Here is a 16,765-nt window from a genome sequence, read left to right on the forward strand (position 1 = left end):
TCATTTCGCAAAACCCCTATCTGCGCGAGCAGGTAGGGGTTTTGTCTTTGTGGCGGCAAAATACCGGTTACCGGTGCCGGGCGCCGCAGGCAAGCGACGCTGCCGCCATCTGCTCCGTGTTAAGGTTCCCCCTTGGAACCGACCGCCTCCCGAGAACAACCAATGCCCCAGACCACCTCACTGCACCCAGGCTTCATGATCGTCCAGGGCAACCGCCTGGATGATTTGCGCAACCTGGTAGTGAGCGTGATGCGTCGCTATCCCTTGGCGCCGCTGGAAAACGAAATCGCCCTGGTGCAGAGCAACGGTATCGCCCAATGGCTGAAGCTGGCCCTGGCCGAGGATCCCCAGGAGGACGACCAGGGAGGGTGTGGCATTGCCGCGGCGATCGAGGTGCAATTGCCGGGCAGTTTCATGTGGCAGCTGTATCGCCGGGTACTGGGCCGCGACGAAATCCCCGAGGTGTCGCTGCTCGACAAGGCCCCGCTGACTTGGCGCCTGATGCGCCTGCTCCCGGGGGTGATCGAGCTACCGCACTTCGAGCCGCTGCGCCGCTTCCTCACCGATGACAGCGACTTGCGCAAGCGCTACCAGTTGGCCGAGCGCCTGGCCGATCTGTTCGACCAGTACCAGGTCTACCGCGCCGACTGGCTCAAGGACTGGGCCAACGGTGCCCATGTACTCAACAGCGCGCGCGGTGAGCGCAAGCCCATGGCCTCAGGTAATCGCTGGCAGGCCGAGTTGTGGCGGATCCTGCTCGAGGACGTCGGTGAAGCCGGCATGGCGCAAAGTCGGGCCGGGGTGCACCAACGCTTCATTGAGCGGATCAACAGCCTGGAGCAAGCCCCCGCCGGCCTGCCTGCGCGGCTGATCGTCTTCGGTATCTCGTCGCTGCCTGCGCAGATTCTCGAGGCGCTGGCCGGTCTTGCCCGTTTCAGCCAGGTTCTGCTGTGCGTGCACAACCCCTGCCGCCATCACTGGGGCGACATCGTCGCCGACAAGGACCTGCTGCGTCACCAGTACAAACGCCAGCAGCGCAAGCAGGGCATGCCACTGCAACTGGACGACGAACTGCTGCACCAGCACGCCCACCCATTGCTAGCCGCCTGGGGCAAACAGGGCCGCGACTACATCAACCTGCTTGACAGTTACGACGACCCTGGCAGCTACCAGAGCGTCTTCAGCGACGGGCGCATCGACCTGTTCAGTGACGGCGAGCCGAAGACCCTGCTCAACCAGTTGCAGGACGATATCCTCGAGCTGCGCCCGTTGGCGGAGACCCGCGAGCAATGGCCGGCGGTGGAGCCTGCCAAGGACCGCTCGGTGCGCTTTCATGTCGCCCACAGCCCGCAACGTGAGGTGGAGATCCTCCATGACCAGTTGCTCGCCAGGTTCAGCGCCGACCCGAGCCTGCGCCCGCGGGATATCATCGTCATGCTTCCGGCGATCGATACCTACGCGCCGCACATCCGCGCGGTATTCGGCCAGCTGGAGCGCAACGACCCGCGCTACATCCCCTTCACCCTGACCGACCAGGGCCAGCGTGGCCGCGACCCGTTGCTGATCGCGCTGGAGCACCTGCTCAAGTTGCCCGACAGCCGCTTCGCCGTGAGCGAAGTGCTCGACCTGCTGGATGTCCCGGCCGTGCGTGCCCGCTTTGCCATCCAGCAGAGCGACCTGGCCACCTTGCACCGCTGGATCGAAGGCGCCGGCATTCGCTGGGGGCTCAGTGCCCAGCAGCGTGCCACCCTGGGCCTGCCCGAAGGCTTGGAGCAGAACAGCTGGCGATTCGGCCTGCGGCGCATGCTGCTTGGCTATGCCGTGGGGGTGGGCGAGGGCTGCGACGGTATCGAGCCCTACGACGAGATCGGTGGCCTTGATGCTGCGTTGATCGGCCCGCTGGTCGCGCTGCTCGATGCCCTGGACGTGGCCTGCCAGGCCCTGTCGCAACCTGCCACCGCCACTGAGTGGGGCGAGCGGCTGCATGCCCTGTTGCAGGTGTTCTTCCTGGCCGAGGATGAACATGACGAACTGCTGCTGGTGCAGCTCCAGGACCTGCGCGACACCTGGCTGGAAACCTGCGAGGCGGTCGGCCTGCAGGACCTGCTGCCGTTGACGGTGGTCCGCGAGGCCTGGTTGTCGGGCCTGGATCAGGGCAAGTTGTCCCAGCGTTTCCTGGCCGGCTCGGTGAATTTCTGCACGCTGATGCCGATGCGAGCCATCCCGTTCCGCGTGGTTTGCCTGCTGGGCATGAACGACGGCGACTACCCGAGGGCGCAGCCGCCACTGGATTTCGACCTGATGGCCAGCGACTATCGACCTGGCGACCGTTCGCGCCGCGAAGATGACCGCTACCTGTTGCTCGAGGCCCTGCTTTCGGCACGTGACCAGTTGTATGTCAGTTGGGTGGGCCGCAGTATTCGCGACAACAGCGAGCGCCCGGCCTCGGTGCTGGTCGGCCAGTTGCGCGATCACCTGGCCGCCGGTTGGCAGTTGGCCGGCGTCAAGGCCGGGCAACGGGACGACCCGGGGCAACAGTTGCTCCACGCGCTGACCCAGGAGCACCCATTGCAACCTTTCAGCCAGCGCTACTTCCAGAAAGGTAGCCCGCTGTTCAGCTTCGCCAACGAGTGGTTGGTGCTGCACCAGGCCGATGCCGAGGGACAGGCCGAGCATGCCAGGCTGTCGCCTTACAGCAGCGATGAACCGCTGAGCCTGACGCAGTTGCAGGACTTTTTGCGTCACCCGGTACGCCACTTCTTCAGCCAGCGCCTGAAAGTGTTCTTCGAAGCCCTGGAAGCACCGACCCCGGACGAAGAGCCCTTCAGTCTCGATGCGCTGCAACGCTACGGCCTCAGTGAAAGCCTGCTGGGCGCGGCGCTGGCCGACCCGGACAACGCCGAGCAAGCGCTGCACACCCAGGCGCGCCGCCTCCAGGCCTGTGGCCTGCTGCCCCTGGCCGGTTTCGGCGAGGCCCTGCAGGTTGAGCTGATCCAGCCGCTGCCGGACCTGCTGCAACGCCACCGGCAGTTGCTGCAGCGTTGGCCGAGCGTGGTCGAAGGCGCCTTGCCGATTCACTTCGAACACGGGCCGCACCGCCTGGAAGGCTGGCTCGGCCGGGTCTACCAGGCCGAAGACCAGAGCCTGCTGAGCATTGCCACGGTACCCAATGCCATCAGCGCGGGGCGCAACAACCTGAAATGGCACCGCCTGGTACCGACCTGGGTCATGCACCTGGCCGCATGCGCCTGCGGTTATCCACAGCACAGCGCCTTGGTGGCCAGCGATATCACCCTGCTGCTGGGCCCACTGCCCCAGCATGAGGCCGCCGAGCGCCTGGGTGATTTGCTGGTGGCGCGCCAGGCAGGCATGAACACACCGTTGCCGGTGGCGACCAAGACCGCCTTCGCCTGGCTCGCCCAGGAAGACCCGGACAAGGCCTTGGCTGCAGCGAGCCGCGCTTACGAAGGCGATGGCCAGAACAGTTTCGGCGAGCGCAGCGAGAGCCTGGCCCTGGCCCGGCAATTCCGTGACTTTGCCGCGCTGGCCCTGGACGAGACGTTCGAAGGTTGGTGCGAAACCCTGTATCGCCCGCTGTTCGCCGCGCCCTGGCAGACCCTGGGTAACCCGGAGAGCGACCAATGAGCCAAGCCCGCCCCCTGGCGCTGAGTTTCCCCCTGCACGGCAGCCAACTGATCGAGGCCAGCGCCGGTACCGGCAAGACTTTCACCATTTCCGCGCTGTACCTGCGCCTGATCCTCGGGCATGGCGGCGCGCAGGCGTTCAGCCGCGAACTGCTGCCGCCGCAGATCCTCGTGGTGACCTTCACCGACGCCGCCACCAAGGAGCTGCGTGAGCGTATCCGCGCGCGTCTGGCGGAGGCGGCGCGGTTCTTCCGTGGCGAGCTGCAAGACGCCGATCTGCTGTTGCATCAACTGCGTGACGATTATCCACAGGCGCACTGGCCGCGTTGCGCCAGCCGCCTGGAGATCGCCGTGCAATGGATGGACGAAGCGGCGGTGTCGACCATCCACGGCTGGTGCCAGCGCATGTTGCGCGAACACGCCTTCGACAGTGGCAGCCTGTTCACCCAGAGCCTGGAAACCGACCATAGCGAACTGCTTGGGCAGGTCATGCGCGATTACTGGCGGCGCTTCTGCTACGGCATGCGCGGCGAATCGCTGGCTTGGGTGCGTGGCAACTGGGGTAGCCCAGATGCCTTGCTGCCGCGCATCAGGCCGTTGTTCGGGCGGGTGCGTGGCCAGGCCGACGAAGACGACCCGCAGGCGCTGATCGAAGCGACCCTGCGCCAGCGCACCGAGCAGTTGGGCCAACTCAAGGCGCCATGGGGCGTCTGGGCCGACGAGTTGCAGCAGATCTGTCGCGATGCCGTGGCCGCCAAGCAGGCGGACGGGCGTAAGTTGCAAGCGCGCTACTTCGAGCCCTGGTTCGACAAGCTGCGCGCCTGGGCTGCTGATGGGCAGGCCATGGAGCTGGACCTGGGCACCGGTTTCACCCGCCTGACCCCGGTCGGCATGGCTGAAGCCTGGAAGGCCGGCGAGCCACCCGAACACCCGGCGCTGCGGGCCATGGAAACCCTGCGCGAGCAATTGCAGGGGCTCGCCAGCCCCGATGCGCGCCTGCTGGAGCATGCCGCGGCGTGGGTCTCGGCGCGCTTCGAGGTGGAAAAGCGCCGACGTGCCGAAATGGGCTTCGACGACATGCTCCTGCGCTTGCAGCATGCACTGGGCAGCGACGCTGGCGAGCGCCTGGCGGGGTTGATCCGCGAGCAGTTCCCGGTGGCCTTGATCGACGAATTCCAGGACACCGACCCGGTGCAGTACGGCATCTTCGAGCGCATCTACCGGATCGGCGAAAACAACCCGGACACCGGCCTGTTCATGATCGGCGACCCCAAGCAGGCGATCTACGCCTTCCGCGGCGCCGACATTTTCACCTACCTGGCCGCCCGGCGTGCCACCGCCGGGCGCTTGCACAGCCTGGACACCAACTACCGCTCCAGCCAGGCCATGGTCGCGGCGGTCAACCGGGTGTTCCTCGAGGCCGAGGCGCGCCGCGAAGGGCGCGGTGCGTTCCTGTTCCGCGCCGAGGGCGACAACCCGCTGCCCTTCGTCGAAGTCCATGCCAAGGGCCGCAGCGAGCAGTTGCTGATCGACGGTCAGGCCAGCGCCGCGTTGCAATGCTGGCACCTGGAGAGTGACGAGCCGGTCTCCAGCACCCTGTACCGCCAGCGCCTGGCGGCCAGTTGCGCCAGCCATATCGTCGCCGTGCTCGATGGCGGCCAGCAGGGAGTCACCGGTTTCGCCGATGCGGCCGGCAAGCTGCGGCCGTGCCTACCGTCGGATATCGCCATCCTGGTGCGCGATGGCCGCGAGGCGCAGATGGTCCGCGCCGAGCTGGCTGCCCGCGACGTGCGCAGCGTGTACCTCTCGGACAAGGACTCGGTGTTCGCCGCCCAGGAGGCCCACGACCTGCTGGCCTGGCTCAAGGCCTGCGCCGAGCCGGACTCCGAGCGCCTGCTCAAGGCCGCGTTGGCCAGCCTGACCCTCGACCTGCCGTTGATCGAACTGGAGCGGCTGAACCAGGACGAGCGCGTCTGGGAGGACTGGGTGATGCGTTTTCGGCGTTACCGCGATACCTGGCAGCGCCAGGGCGTGCTGCCGATGCTGCGCCGCCTGCTGCATGACTTCCGGCTGCCGCGCACGCTCATGGGCCGCAGCGACGGCGAACGGGTGTTGACCAACCTGCTGCACCTGGCCGAGCTGCTGCAACAGGCGGCGGGCGAACTGGATGGCGAGCAGGCGCTGATCCGTCACCTCACCGAGCACCTGGCCACCGCCGGGCAGGCCGGCGAAGAGCAGATCCTGCGCCTGGAGAGCGACGAACAGCTGGTCAAGGTGGTGACCATCCACAAGTCCAAGGGCCTGGAGTACCCCTTGGTCTACCTGCCGTTCATCTGCACCAGCAAGCCGGTGGACGGCCAGCGCCTGCCGCTGGGCTGGCATGACGACGAGGGGGTCGCACACCTCACGTTGACCCCCGATGCACGGCAGATCGAGCGCGCCGACGATGAACGCCTGGCCGAGGACCTGCGCCTGCTCTACGTGGCCTTGACCCGGGCCCAGCATGCCTGCTGGCTGGGGGTGGCCGACCTCAAGCGCGGCACCCAGCGCGGTTCGCAGTTGCACCGTTCGGCCCTGGGCTACCTGCTCGGCGGTGGCGTGCCGCTGGCGGCGAGCAATCAATTGGCCGCGTGGCTCGACACCCTGGCGGCCAGTAGCCCAAGCATCGTCAGGCTGCCGTTGCCGCAGGCCGACGAACAGCGCTACCGCATACCGGACAACCAGCGCGAGCTGCTGCCACCGCGCAAACCACGGCGCGCCGCCGCCGAGCATTGGTGGATCGCCTCGTACAGCGCCCTGCGCCTGGGCGACCAGACGCTGGTCGCCGACAGCTCCCAGGCCCAGCAACTGCTGGACGACGAAACCCTGGACAGCCAGTTGCTGCGCGAGGTGCCGGCCGAGGCGGGCGACATTCATCGCTTCCCGCGCGGCCCGAACCCCGGCACCTTCCTCCATGGCCTGCTCGAGTGGGCCGGGCGCGAAGGCTTTGCCGAGGTCAGTGCCCAGCCCGCCGAGATCGAGCGCACCGTTGGCCGGCGTTGCAACCGGCGTGACTGGAAAGGCTGGATCCCGACGCTCACGCAATGGCTGCAACAGCTGCTGGTACAGCCCTTGCCGCTGCAGGGTACTACCGTAAGCCTGGCGGGGTTGCGCCAGTACCAGATCGAGATGGAGTTCTGGTTCGCCAGCCACCGGGTCGATGCGCAGCAGCTCGATCAACTGGTGGCGCGCCATACCCATGTCGGCGCCGCGCGCCCGGGGGCCTTGCCGACCGTGCTCAACGGCATGTTCAAGGGCTTCATCGACCTGGCCTTCGAACTCGATGGGCGCTACTACGTGGCCGACTACAAGTCCAACTGGCTAGGCCCCGATGCCGGCGCCTACGAGGCCCAGGCCATGGAGCAGGCGATCCTCGAGCATCGCTACGACCTACAGTACGTGCTCTACCTGCTGGCCCTGCATCGCCAACTGCGCGCACGCCTGCCCGACTACGACTACGACCGCCATGTCGGCGGTGCCTTGTTCATCTTCCTGCGTGGTGTCACCACGGCGGGCCATGGGCTGTACCACACCCGGCCGCCACGGGCGCTGATCGAGCAGCTCGACGCGCTGTTCCGCGGCGAGCACGCACCCGAACAACAGGACCTGTTTGCCGGAGCCGCGCCATGAGCCGACGCCTCGACGACCTGCTGCCAACGCCATTGCAGGCCGAACACCTCAGCGCCCTGGCGCCACTGGGCGACAGCCATGACCTGCTGGCCCTGCTCGATCGCTGGGTCGAGCGTGGCTGGCTGCGCGCCCTTGACCGGGCGTTCGTCAGCTTCCTCGAGGAGCGCGCGCCCGGCAGCGACCCGCTAGTGCTGCTGGCGGCGGCGTTGGCCAGCCATCAGCTGGGCCATGGCCATGTCTGCCTCGACCTGCGCCAGACCCTTGCCGAACCGGACTTTGCCTTGTCGTTGCCACCGGAAGGGGATGCCTTGACCGGTCCCCTGCTGCTGCCCTCGCAGCTGCTGGGCAGCCTCGACCTGGGGCTGTGGTTGCAGCGCATCGGCCAGAGCACCCTGGTGGCCGATGGCGATGCCCTTGCGCAACGCCCACGACCCTTGGTGCTCAGTGGCGAACGCCTGTACCTGCGGCGCTACTGGACCTACGAGCGGCGCATCGACGCCACGCTGCACCAGCGTCTGGCACGGCAGCTGCCGTTGCAGGCTGACTTGCCGCAGCGCCTGGCGCAGTTGTTCGACGGCGGCGCCCCCGCGGGGGAGGTGGATTGGCAAAAGCTTGCCTGTGCCTTGGCTACCCGAGCCGGTTTCAGCGTGATCACCGGAGGCCCGGGTACTGGCAAGACCACCACTGTGGTGCGCCTGCTGGCCCTGTTGCAGGCGCCCGCGGTCGAGCAGGGGCGGCCGCTGCGTATCCGCCTGGCAGCGCCGACCGGCAAGGCCGCGGCACGTCTGACCGAATCCATTGGCCAACAGGTGGCGCGCCTGCAAGTGGCAGCCGAGGTGCGCGAGCAGATCCCCACCGAGGTCAGCACCGTGCACCGCCTGCTGGGCAGCCGCCCCGGGTCGCGGCACTTCCGCCATCACGCGGGCAATCCCTTGCCGCTGGATGTGTTGGTGGTCGACGAGGCGTCGATGATCGACCTGGAGATGATGGCCAACCTGCTCGATGCCCTGCCGGCCAGCGCGCGTCTGGTGCTGCTGGGCGACAAGGACCAGTTGGCCTCGGTGGAAGCCGGCGCGGTGCTGGGCGACCTGTGCCGGGATGCCGAGGATGGCTGCTACTGGCCGCAGACCCTGGCCTGGCTGGAGCAAGTGGGGGGGCAGTCGCTGGCCGACATCGGTTTGCAAGCGGGCGTTGAGCCGCGCAAGCCACTGGCCCAGCAGATTGTCATGTTGCGCCATTCCCGGCGCTTTGGTGAGGGCAGCGGCATCGGCCAGCTGGCGCGGCTGGTCAACCGCCAGCAGGCGCAGGAGGCGCGGGCGCTGTTGGCCACCCGGCTCGACGATGTGTTCTGCCTGACGCTCGGTGGCGAGCACGACAAGCGCTTCGATCGCCTGCTGCTCGATGGCCTCAACCAGGGCGCAGAGGGTCCGCAAGGCTACCGCAGCTACCTGCGCACGATTGGCCGCTTGCGCCCGGCGCCGGGCACGCCCGTCGACGATCCGCGCTGGGAGCAATGGGCCGGCGAGGTGCTGCGCAGTTTCGAGGCGTTCCAGTTGCTGTGCGCGGTGCGCAAGGGCGCCTGGGGCGTCGAAGGGCTGAACGAACGGGTCGCCCGGGTGCTGCACAATGCCGGGCTGATCGACACCCAGCAACCCTGGTACGAGGGCCGCCCGGTGCTGGTGACGCGCAACGACTACGGCCTTGGCCTGATGAACGGTGATATCGGCATTGCCCTGCGCCTGCCGGACGAGCAGGGCGAGGCGCTGCTGCGCGTGGCCTTCCCGCGCAACGATGGCAGTGGTGGCGTGCGTTTCGTCCTGCCCAGCCGGCTCAGCGAAGTGGAAACCGTGTTCGCCATGACCGTGCACAAGTCTCAGGGCTCGGAGTTCAGCCATACCGCGCTGGTGTTGCCCGATGCGCTGAACCCGGTGCTGACCAAGGAACTGGTGTACACCGGCATCACCCGCGCCAAGCACTGCTTCAGCCTGATCGAGCCGCGCGCCGGGGTGTTCGAGGAGGCTGTGGAGCGCAAGGTCAGGCGGGTGTCGGGGCTGATGCTGGAGCAAGTCTGACTCTGGAGTTCGCCGCCGATATGCTATCGTTGCGGCATTATCTGCAAATACTTTTGTGAGATTTCCCTCCATGACAGTGGCTGTCTCGGCCTTGAGACGAGTGACGGGCTGTGCGTTCTCGCTGCTGATGGCCCTGCTGTTGTCGAACGGCGCGTCTGCCTGGGCGGCCGGCACCGTGCCGGACGCGCAAGTGCAGCAGCGCGCCCGGGCCGTTACCCAGGTGGTGCTGGGCATTCTCAGCTACGCACGCTGGCCGGCCGAGCCCAACCCCTTGCGCCTGTGCCTGATCGGCCCCACCGAGTACGCCGATGACCTGATCAAGGGCAATGTGCAGAACTCCGGGCAGCCGCTGCAGGTGCGGCGCCTTCTGGCCAATGACCCGAGCGTGGCCAGTGCCTGCGATGCGGTGTACATCGGCAAGCTCGACCAGGCCCATCGCGAGCGGCTGTTCCAGGCGCTCAACGGCCATCCGGTACTGAGCATCAGCGAGGCCGGCGACCCGTGCACGGTCGGCAGCCTGTTCTGCCTGCGCATTGGCGACCCGCAGGTGGCCTTCGACGTCAACCTCGACTCGGTCGCGCGCAGCGGCGTGCGCATCCACCCCAGCGTGCTGCAACTGTCGCGCCGCCGGGCAGGGCAGCCATGAAACGTCCAGCCAAGCGCGTCAGCCGGCCAACCTTGCGTGCGGTACTGGGCCGCGGCCACCTGGGCGTGGCCTTGCTCGCCGCCGGTCTTGCCGGTGTGCTGGTGACCCTGCTCGGGGTCGCGGCGCTGCGGGTCTACGCCAACCACAACCTGCACCTGATCGCCCGCTCCATCAACTACACCGTCGAGGCCGCCGTGGTGTTCGACGACAGCGCCGCGGCCAACGAGGCGCTGGCGCTGATCGCCGCCACCGAGGAGGTGGCCGACGCCAAGGTGTACGACAACGACGGCGACCTGCTGGCCCATTGGCAACGCGATGAGCAGGGAGTGATGGCGCAGTTGCAGAGCCAGGTGGCGCGCAGCCTGCTGGAAGAGCCGATCAACATGCCGGTGCAGCACATGGGCCAGCGGGTCGGCCATATCGAGCTGACCGGGCAGGGCGGCAGCCTGGTGCGCTTCCTGCTCAGCGGCCTGGTTGGCATCCTGGTGTGTACCGTGCTCAGCGCGGTGCTGGCGCTGTACCTGTCGCGCCGGGTGTTCGGCGATATCATCCGGCCGCTGCGCCACCTGGCCAGCGTCGCCCACGCGGCGCGCCGCGAGCGTAGTTTCGACCGGCGCGTGCCCGAGACGCAGATCGCCGAGCTCAATGAGCTGGGTAACGACTTCAACGCCCTGCTCGATGAGCTGGAAGCCTGGCACAGCCACTTGCAGAGCGAGAACGAGAGCCTCGCCCACCAGGCCAGCCACGACAGCCTCACTGGCCTGCCCAACCGCGCGTTCTTCGAGGGCCGCTTGAGCCGCAGCCTGCGCAGCGCCGCGCGCAACGAGGAGCACCTGGCGCTGCTATTCCTCGACAGCGACCATTTCAAGCAGATCAACGACAGCCTCGGCCACGCGGTGGGCGACCAGGTGCTGGTCAGCGTCGCCAGCCGGGTGCGCGCGCAGCTGCGCGAGCATGACCTGGTGGCGCGCCTGGGCGGCGACGAGTTCGCCATTCTGCTGACGCCGCTGCACTCGCGCGAGGACGCCCAGCGCATCGCCGAGAAGATCATCGCCAGCATGAAGGTGCCGGTGCCGCTGGAGGATGGCAACAGCATCACTACTTCGCTGAGTGTCGGCATCGCCTATTACCCCGACGACGGCCGCGACCCGGCCAGTCTGCTCAATGCCGCCGATGCGGCGATGTACCAGGCCAAGCGCAAGCGCCGTGGCCATTGGCAAGTGGCCCAGCCGGAGCGCCGTGCCACTGACGTAAAGAACAGGAGCTGAACCGTGACCAACCGTTTTTTCATGCTGCGTTTCCCGATGCTTGCCCTGCTGCTCGCGCTGCTGGCGCTTGGCGGCTGCCAGAGCGTGCCGCCCAAGGGCCTGACCGCCGAGCAGGTGGCGGTGCTCAAGCGCGAGGGCTTCGCCCCGACCGACGAAGGCTGGGCGTTCGACCTGTCGGGCAAGGTGCTGTTCGGCAGCGACCTGGACAGCCTCAACAGCCAGAGCGAATCGATCGTCGAGCGAATCGGCAAGGCCTTGCTGTCGGTGAACATCCAGCGGGTGCGCATAGACGGCCACGCTGACGCCTCGGGCAAGGCCGCCTATAACCAGCAGTTGTCCGAGCGCCGCGCGCAGAGCGTGGCCAAGGCCTTGGCCGGCATCGGCATGCAGCCGCAGAACATCCAGACCCGCGGCATGGGCAGCAGCCAGCCGGTGGCGGACAACCGCACCGCGGCGGGGCGCATGGAGAATCGCCGGGTGTCGATCGTGGTGGGGTCGGAATGAGGGATGGGACGGCTGACGGGCAGTCCCATCACGGCTGCTCGGTCTATTCGAGGATTTCGACCACGACGCCGGCGGCGATGGTACGACCGCCTTCACGGATGGCGAAGCGCAGACCGCCTTCCATTGCGATGGGCATGATCAGGGTGACAGTCATCTGACTGTTGTCACCAGGCATTACCATTTCAACGCCTTTCGGCAGCTCGCAGGTACCGGTCACATCAGTGGTACGGAAGTAGAACTGAGGACGGTAGCCTGTGAAGAACGGAGTGTGGCGGCCGCCTTCTTCCTTCGACAGGACGTAGACTCCTGCGGTGAACTTGGTGTGAGGCTTGATAGTGCCTGGCTTCGCAAGAACCTGACCTCTCTCGATAGTCCCACGCGGGATACCACGCAGCAGAATGCCGCAGTTCTCGCCAGCACGACCTTCGTCCAGCAGCTTGCGGAACATCTCAATGCCGGTGCAGGTGGTTTTGGTGGTTGGACGTAGGCCAACGATTTCGATTTCTTCCTGGATACGAATGATGCCACGCTCGACTCTGCCGGTCACAACAGTGCCGCGCCCCGTAATACTGAAAACGTCCTCAATTGGCATCAGGAACGGCTGGTCGATGGCACGAACTGGCTCAGGGATGTAGGCATCCAGAGTTTCTACCAGCTTCTTGACAGCGGTAGTGCCCATTTCGTTGTCGTCTTTGCCTTCCAGGGCCATACGAGCCGAACCGATGATGATCGGAGTGTCGTCGCCTGGGAAGTCGTAGGTGGACAGCAGGTCGCGAACTTCCATCTCGACCAGTTCCAGCAGCTCAGCGTCGTCTACCAGGTCAGCCTTGTTCAGGAAGACCACGATGTACGGAACGCCAACCTGACGGGACAGCAGGATGTGCTCACGGGTTTGTGGCATCGGACCATCGGCGGCCGAGCAAACCAGGATCGCGGCGTCCATCTGGGCAGCACCGGTGATCATGTTCTTCACGTAGTCGTGACCGGGACAGTCGAAGTGAGCGTAATGATGTGTGTGCGACTCATATTCGACATGGGCGGTGTTGATGGTGATACCGCGCACTTTCTCTTCTGGCGCCGAGTCTATCTTGTCGAACGCAACGACGTCCGAGCCGAACGCCTCTGAGCTGACTCTTGTCAGGGCAGCGGTAAGTGTTGTCTTGCCATGGTCCACATGACCAATGGTGCCGACGTTAACGTGGGTTTTGTCGCGTGAGAACTTTTCCTTGGTCATTGCAGTTGCTCCCTGAACGGCAAATTCAGGAAACATTTGGCGCCCTATTCCATGGTGAGTCTACTGACAGAATTACCAGGTCATGCCGGCAGTGCGGTCGGGTGTGGCTGCGCGAGAGGGGGTGCTGTGCTATCAGCTTCTGTTCTCTGCTCGACAGCGCAACCCCCTTCGGATGAGGTGTCAATCCCGAGCGAACTTCATCTCCCGCGTCTCCCCCATCAACAACGGTGCATTGGCCTCGGTCACCTCACGTATGTAATCCCACAGCAGGGTGATCCGCTTCAACTTGCGCAGGTCCTCCCGGCAGTACATCCAGAACTGCCGCGTCACCTCGACCTGCTCCGACAACACCGTCACCAGCCGTGGGTCCTGCGCGGCCAGGAAGCACGGCAGGATCGCCAGCCCACGCCCCTGCAATGCCGCCGTGTACTGGGCGATCACGCTGGTGCTGCGCAGGTGGGCCTGGGCATTGGGGATCAGGTTGGCCAGGTACAGCAGCTCCGAGCTGAAGGCCAGGTCGTCCACGTAGCTGATGAACGGGTGGCGCCCCAGGTCGGCGATCTCGCGGATGGGTTCATGGCTGTCCAGGTAGTCCTGGGTGGCATACAGGCGTAGGCGGTAGTCGCACAGCTTGCAGCACACATAAGGGCCATGTTCCGGGCGCTCCAAGGCGATGACGATGTCGGCTTCGCGCTTGGACAGGCTGATGAAGTGCGGCAGTGGCAGGATATCCACCGAGATCGCCGGCCAGGCGTCGACGAAATGGCTCAGCTGCGGGGTGACGAAGAAGCTGCCGAAGCCCTCTGTGCAGCCCATGCGCACATGCCCCGACAACGCCACGCCCGAGCCCGAGACTTGCTCGCAGGCCATGTGCAGGGTGCTTTCGATCGATTCGGCATAGCCCAGCAGGCGCTGGCCCTCGGCGGTGAGGACGAAGCCGTTGGTGCGCGATTTTTCGAACAGCAAAGTGCCCAGCGCCCCTTCCAGTGAACCGATGCGCCGCGACACCGTGGTGTAGTCCACGGCCAGGCGCTTGGCCGCACTGCTGGCCTTGCGGGTGCGCGCTACCTCAAGAAAGAACTTGAGGTCGTCCCAGTTCAGCGCGCTCAGGGAGGTGAGGTCTTTTTGCATGATGATCCGGTTTTTTTGTGCATTCTTGTTGGATGTTTGCACATCTATACTCGATCTCAGCCCCTGTACGCCACCCCGTGTCCATGCCGGCGTAGGCGTCTTCGTTCCGACAATAATTCCAAGGAGAGCGCAGATGAACGCACCCCAGACGCCCGACCAGACCAAGGTCGAGCAGGTCAAGCTGCTGATCGACGGCCAATGGGTCGAGTCGAAAACCACCGAGTGGCGCGACATCGTCAACCCGGCCACCCAGCAAGTGCTGGCGCGGGTGCCGTTCGCCACCGAAGAGGAGGTGAACGCCGCCGTGGCCGCCGCCGAGCGCGCTTTCAAGACCTGGCGCGACACCCCGATCGGCGCACGCATGCGCATCATGCTCAAGCTGCAGGCACTGATCCGTGAGCACAGCAAACGCATCGCCGTGACCCTCAGCGCCGAGCAGGGCAAGACCATTGCCGATGCCGAAGGCGATATCTTCCGCGGCCTGGAAGTGGTCGAGCACGCGGCGTCCATCGGCACCCTGCAGATGGGCGAGTTCGCCGAGAACGTCGCCGGCGGCGTCGACACCTACACCTTGCGCCAGCCGATCGGCGTGTGCGCGGGCATCACCCCGTTCAACTTCCCGGCGATGATCCCGCTGTGGATGTTCCCGATGGCCATCGTCTGTGGCAACACTTTCGTGCTCAAACCGTCCGAGCAGGACCCGCTGTCGACCATGATGCTGGTCGAGCTGGCGCTGGAGGCGGGCATCCCGGCCGGCGTGCTAAACGTGGTGCACGGCGGCAAGCAGGTGGTCGATGGCATTTGTACCCACCCGGACATCAAGGCGATTTCCTTCGTCGGCTCGACCGAGGTCGGCACCCACGTCTACAACCTGGGCAGCCAGCACGGCAAGCGCGTGCAGTCGATGATGGGCGCCAAGAACCACGCCGTGGTGCTGCCCGACGCCAACCGCACCCAGACCATCAACGCCCTGGTCGGCGCCGCCTTCGGCGCGGCCGGCCAGCGCTGCATGGCCACCTCGGTGGCGGTGCTGGTGGGCAAGGCCCGCGAGTGGCTGCCGGACATCAAGGAAGCGGCCAGCAAGCTCAAGGTCAATGCCGGCCACGAGCCGGGCACCGATGTTGGCCCGGTGGTCTCCAAGCGCGCCAAGGAGCGCGTGCTGGGCTTGATCGACAGCGGTATCAAGGAGGGCGCCAAGCTCGAACTCGATGGCCGTGACGTCAAGGTGCCGGGCTACGAGCAGGGCAACTTCGTCGGCCCGACCCTGTTCTCCGGGGTGAAGACCGACATGCAGATCTACACCCAGGAAATCTTCGGCCCGGTGCTGGTGACTTTGGAGGTGGATACCCTCGACGAGGCCATCGCCCTGGTCAACGCCAACCCGTTCGGCAACGGCACCGGCCTGTTCACCCAGAGCGGCGCGGCGGCGCGCAAGTTCCAGAGCGAGATCGATATCGGCCAGGTGGGTATCAACATCCCGATCCCGGTGCCGGTGCCGTTCTTCAGCTTCACCGGGTCCCGTGGCTCCAAGCTTGGCGACCTCGGCCCATACGGCAAGCAGGTGGTGCAGTTCTACACTCAGACCAAGACCGTCACCGCCCGTTGGTTCGATGACGACAGCGTCAATGACGGTGTGAACACCACCATCAGCCTGCGCTAAGGAGCTCGTCATGCGTATCGCATTCATTGGCCTGGGCAACATGGGCGCGCCCATGGCCCGTAACCTGATCAAGGCCGGACACCAGTTGAACCTGTTCGACCTGAACAAGACCGTGCTGGCCGAACTCGCCGAGCTGGGCGGGCAGGTCAGCACCTCGCCGAAGGACGCCGCCGCCAACAGCGAGCTGGTGATAACCATGCTGCCGGCCGCCGTTCATGTGCGTGGCGTGTACCTGGACGAAGACACCGGCGTGCTGGCCGGCATCCGCCCCGGCACCCCGACCGTGGACTGCAGCACCATCGATCCGCAGACCGCCCGTGAGGTCTCCAAGGCCGCGGCGGCCAAGGGCATCGATATGGGTGATGCGCCGGTCTCCGGCGGCACCGGTGGCGCGGCGGCCGGCACCCTGACCTTCATGGTCGGCGCCAGCGCCGAGCTGTTCGCCACGCTCAAGCCGGTGCTCGAGCAGATGGGCCGCAATATCGTGCACTGCGGTGAAGTCGGCACCGGGCAGATCGCCAAGATTTGCAACAACCTGCTGCTGGGCATCTCGATGATCGGCGTGTCCGAGGCCATGGCCCTGGGCAATGCGCTGGGCATCGACACCCAGGTGCTGGCCGGGATCATCAACAGCTCGACCGGACGTTGCTGGAGTTCGGACACCTACAACCCGTGGCCAGGCATCATCGAGACTGCCCCGGCTTCACGGGGTTATACCGGCGGCTTTGGCGCCGAACTGATGCTCAAGGACCTGGGGCTGGCCACCGAGGCCGCGCGCCAGGCGCACCAGCCGGTGATCCTCGGCGCCGTGGCCCAGCAGCTGTACCAGGCCATGAGCCTGCGCGGCGAAGGCAGCAAGGATTTCTCGGCGATCGTCGAGGGGTACCGCAAGAAGGATTGACCCGCGAGTGGACTTGATCGCGGAGCGTATGCTCTT

At 66.1% G+C, this 16,765-nt stretch carries 10 protein-coding genes; 8 read left to right on the forward strand and 2 right to left on the reverse strand.

The genetic code is table 11. The features are described 5' to 3' along the window. Positions 1-162: 162 nt before the first annotated feature. The 6 genes from recC (at position 163) to yfiB (ending at position 11,803) form a co-directional block, all read left to right on the forward strand. Positions 163-3,645, forward strand: coding sequence for an exodeoxyribonuclease V subunit gamma (recC, locus tag ACODS5_RS12710; protein WP_489108845.1), 3,483 nt, complete (start codon positions 163-165; stop codon positions 3,643-3,645). After that, on the forward strand, positions 3,642-7,313 hold the full coding sequence (recB, locus tag ACODS5_RS12715) for an exodeoxyribonuclease V subunit beta (RefSeq protein ID WP_489108846.1): 3,672 nt from the start codon (positions 3,642-3,644) through the stop codon (positions 7,311-7,313). The genes recC and recB overlap by 4 nt, the downstream gene beginning before the upstream one ends. Beyond that, positions 7,310-9,385, forward strand: coding sequence for an exodeoxyribonuclease V subunit alpha (recD, locus tag ACODS5_RS12720; protein WP_489108847.1), 2,076 nt, complete (start codon positions 7,310-7,312; stop codon positions 9,383-9,385). Before recB ends, recD begins: the two co-directional genes overlap by 4 nt. A gap of 70 nt (positions 9,386-9,455) precedes the next feature. Next, positions 9,456-10,031 (forward strand): regulatory sequestration protein YfiR, encoded by a 576-nt coding sequence (gene yfiR, locus ACODS5_RS12725; RefSeq protein WP_134691624.1) that lies wholly within the window; start codon positions 9,456-9,458, stop codon positions 10,029-10,031. Next, on the forward strand, positions 10,028-11,299 hold the full coding sequence (dgcN, locus tag ACODS5_RS12730; protein ID WP_134691623.1) for a diguanylate cyclase DgcN/YfiN: 1,272 nt from the start codon (positions 10,028-10,030) through the stop codon (positions 11,297-11,299). The genes yfiR and dgcN overlap by 4 nt, the downstream gene beginning before the upstream one ends. Positions 11,300-11,320: 21 nt before the next feature. Continuing rightward, positions 11,321-11,803, forward strand: a complete 483-nt coding sequence (gene yfiB / locus ACODS5_RS12735) for an outer membrane lipoprotein YfiB (RefSeq protein WP_134691632.1) — start codon at positions 11,321-11,323, stop codon at positions 11,801-11,803. A gap of 43 nt (positions 11,804-11,846) precedes the next feature. Here the strand turns inward: yfiB and tuf are convergent, their stop codons facing one another. Then, complete coding sequence (tuf, locus tag ACODS5_RS12740) at positions 11,847-13,037, reverse strand: elongation factor Tu (protein WP_489108848.1); 1,191 nt, start codon at positions 13,035-13,037, stop codon at positions 11,847-11,849. 180 nt (positions 13,038-13,217) lie between these two features. Next, positions 13,218-14,168, reverse strand: a complete 951-nt coding sequence (locus tag ACODS5_RS12745) for a LysR family transcriptional regulator (protein ID WP_489108849.1) — start codon at positions 14,166-14,168, stop codon at positions 13,218-13,220. 133 nt (positions 14,169-14,301) lie between these two features. Between ACODS5_RS12745 and ACODS5_RS12750 the strand changes: the two genes are divergently transcribed. Beyond that, positions 14,302-15,828: a CoA-acylating methylmalonate-semialdehyde dehydrogenase gene (locus tag ACODS5_RS12750; RefSeq protein ID WP_489108850.1), complete on the forward strand. Its 1,527-nt coding sequence runs from the start codon at positions 14,302-14,304 to the stop codon at positions 15,826-15,828. A 10-nt stretch (positions 15,829-15,838) separates the two neighbouring features. Then, positions 15,839-16,729: a 3-hydroxyisobutyrate dehydrogenase gene (mmsB, locus tag ACODS5_RS12755; RefSeq protein WP_489108851.1), complete on the forward strand. Its 891-nt coding sequence runs from the start codon at positions 15,839-15,841 to the stop codon at positions 16,727-16,729. The last annotated feature ends 36 nt before the right edge of the window (positions 16,730-16,765 follow it).

The organism is Pseudomonas sp. FG47 (assembly GCF_057809115.1).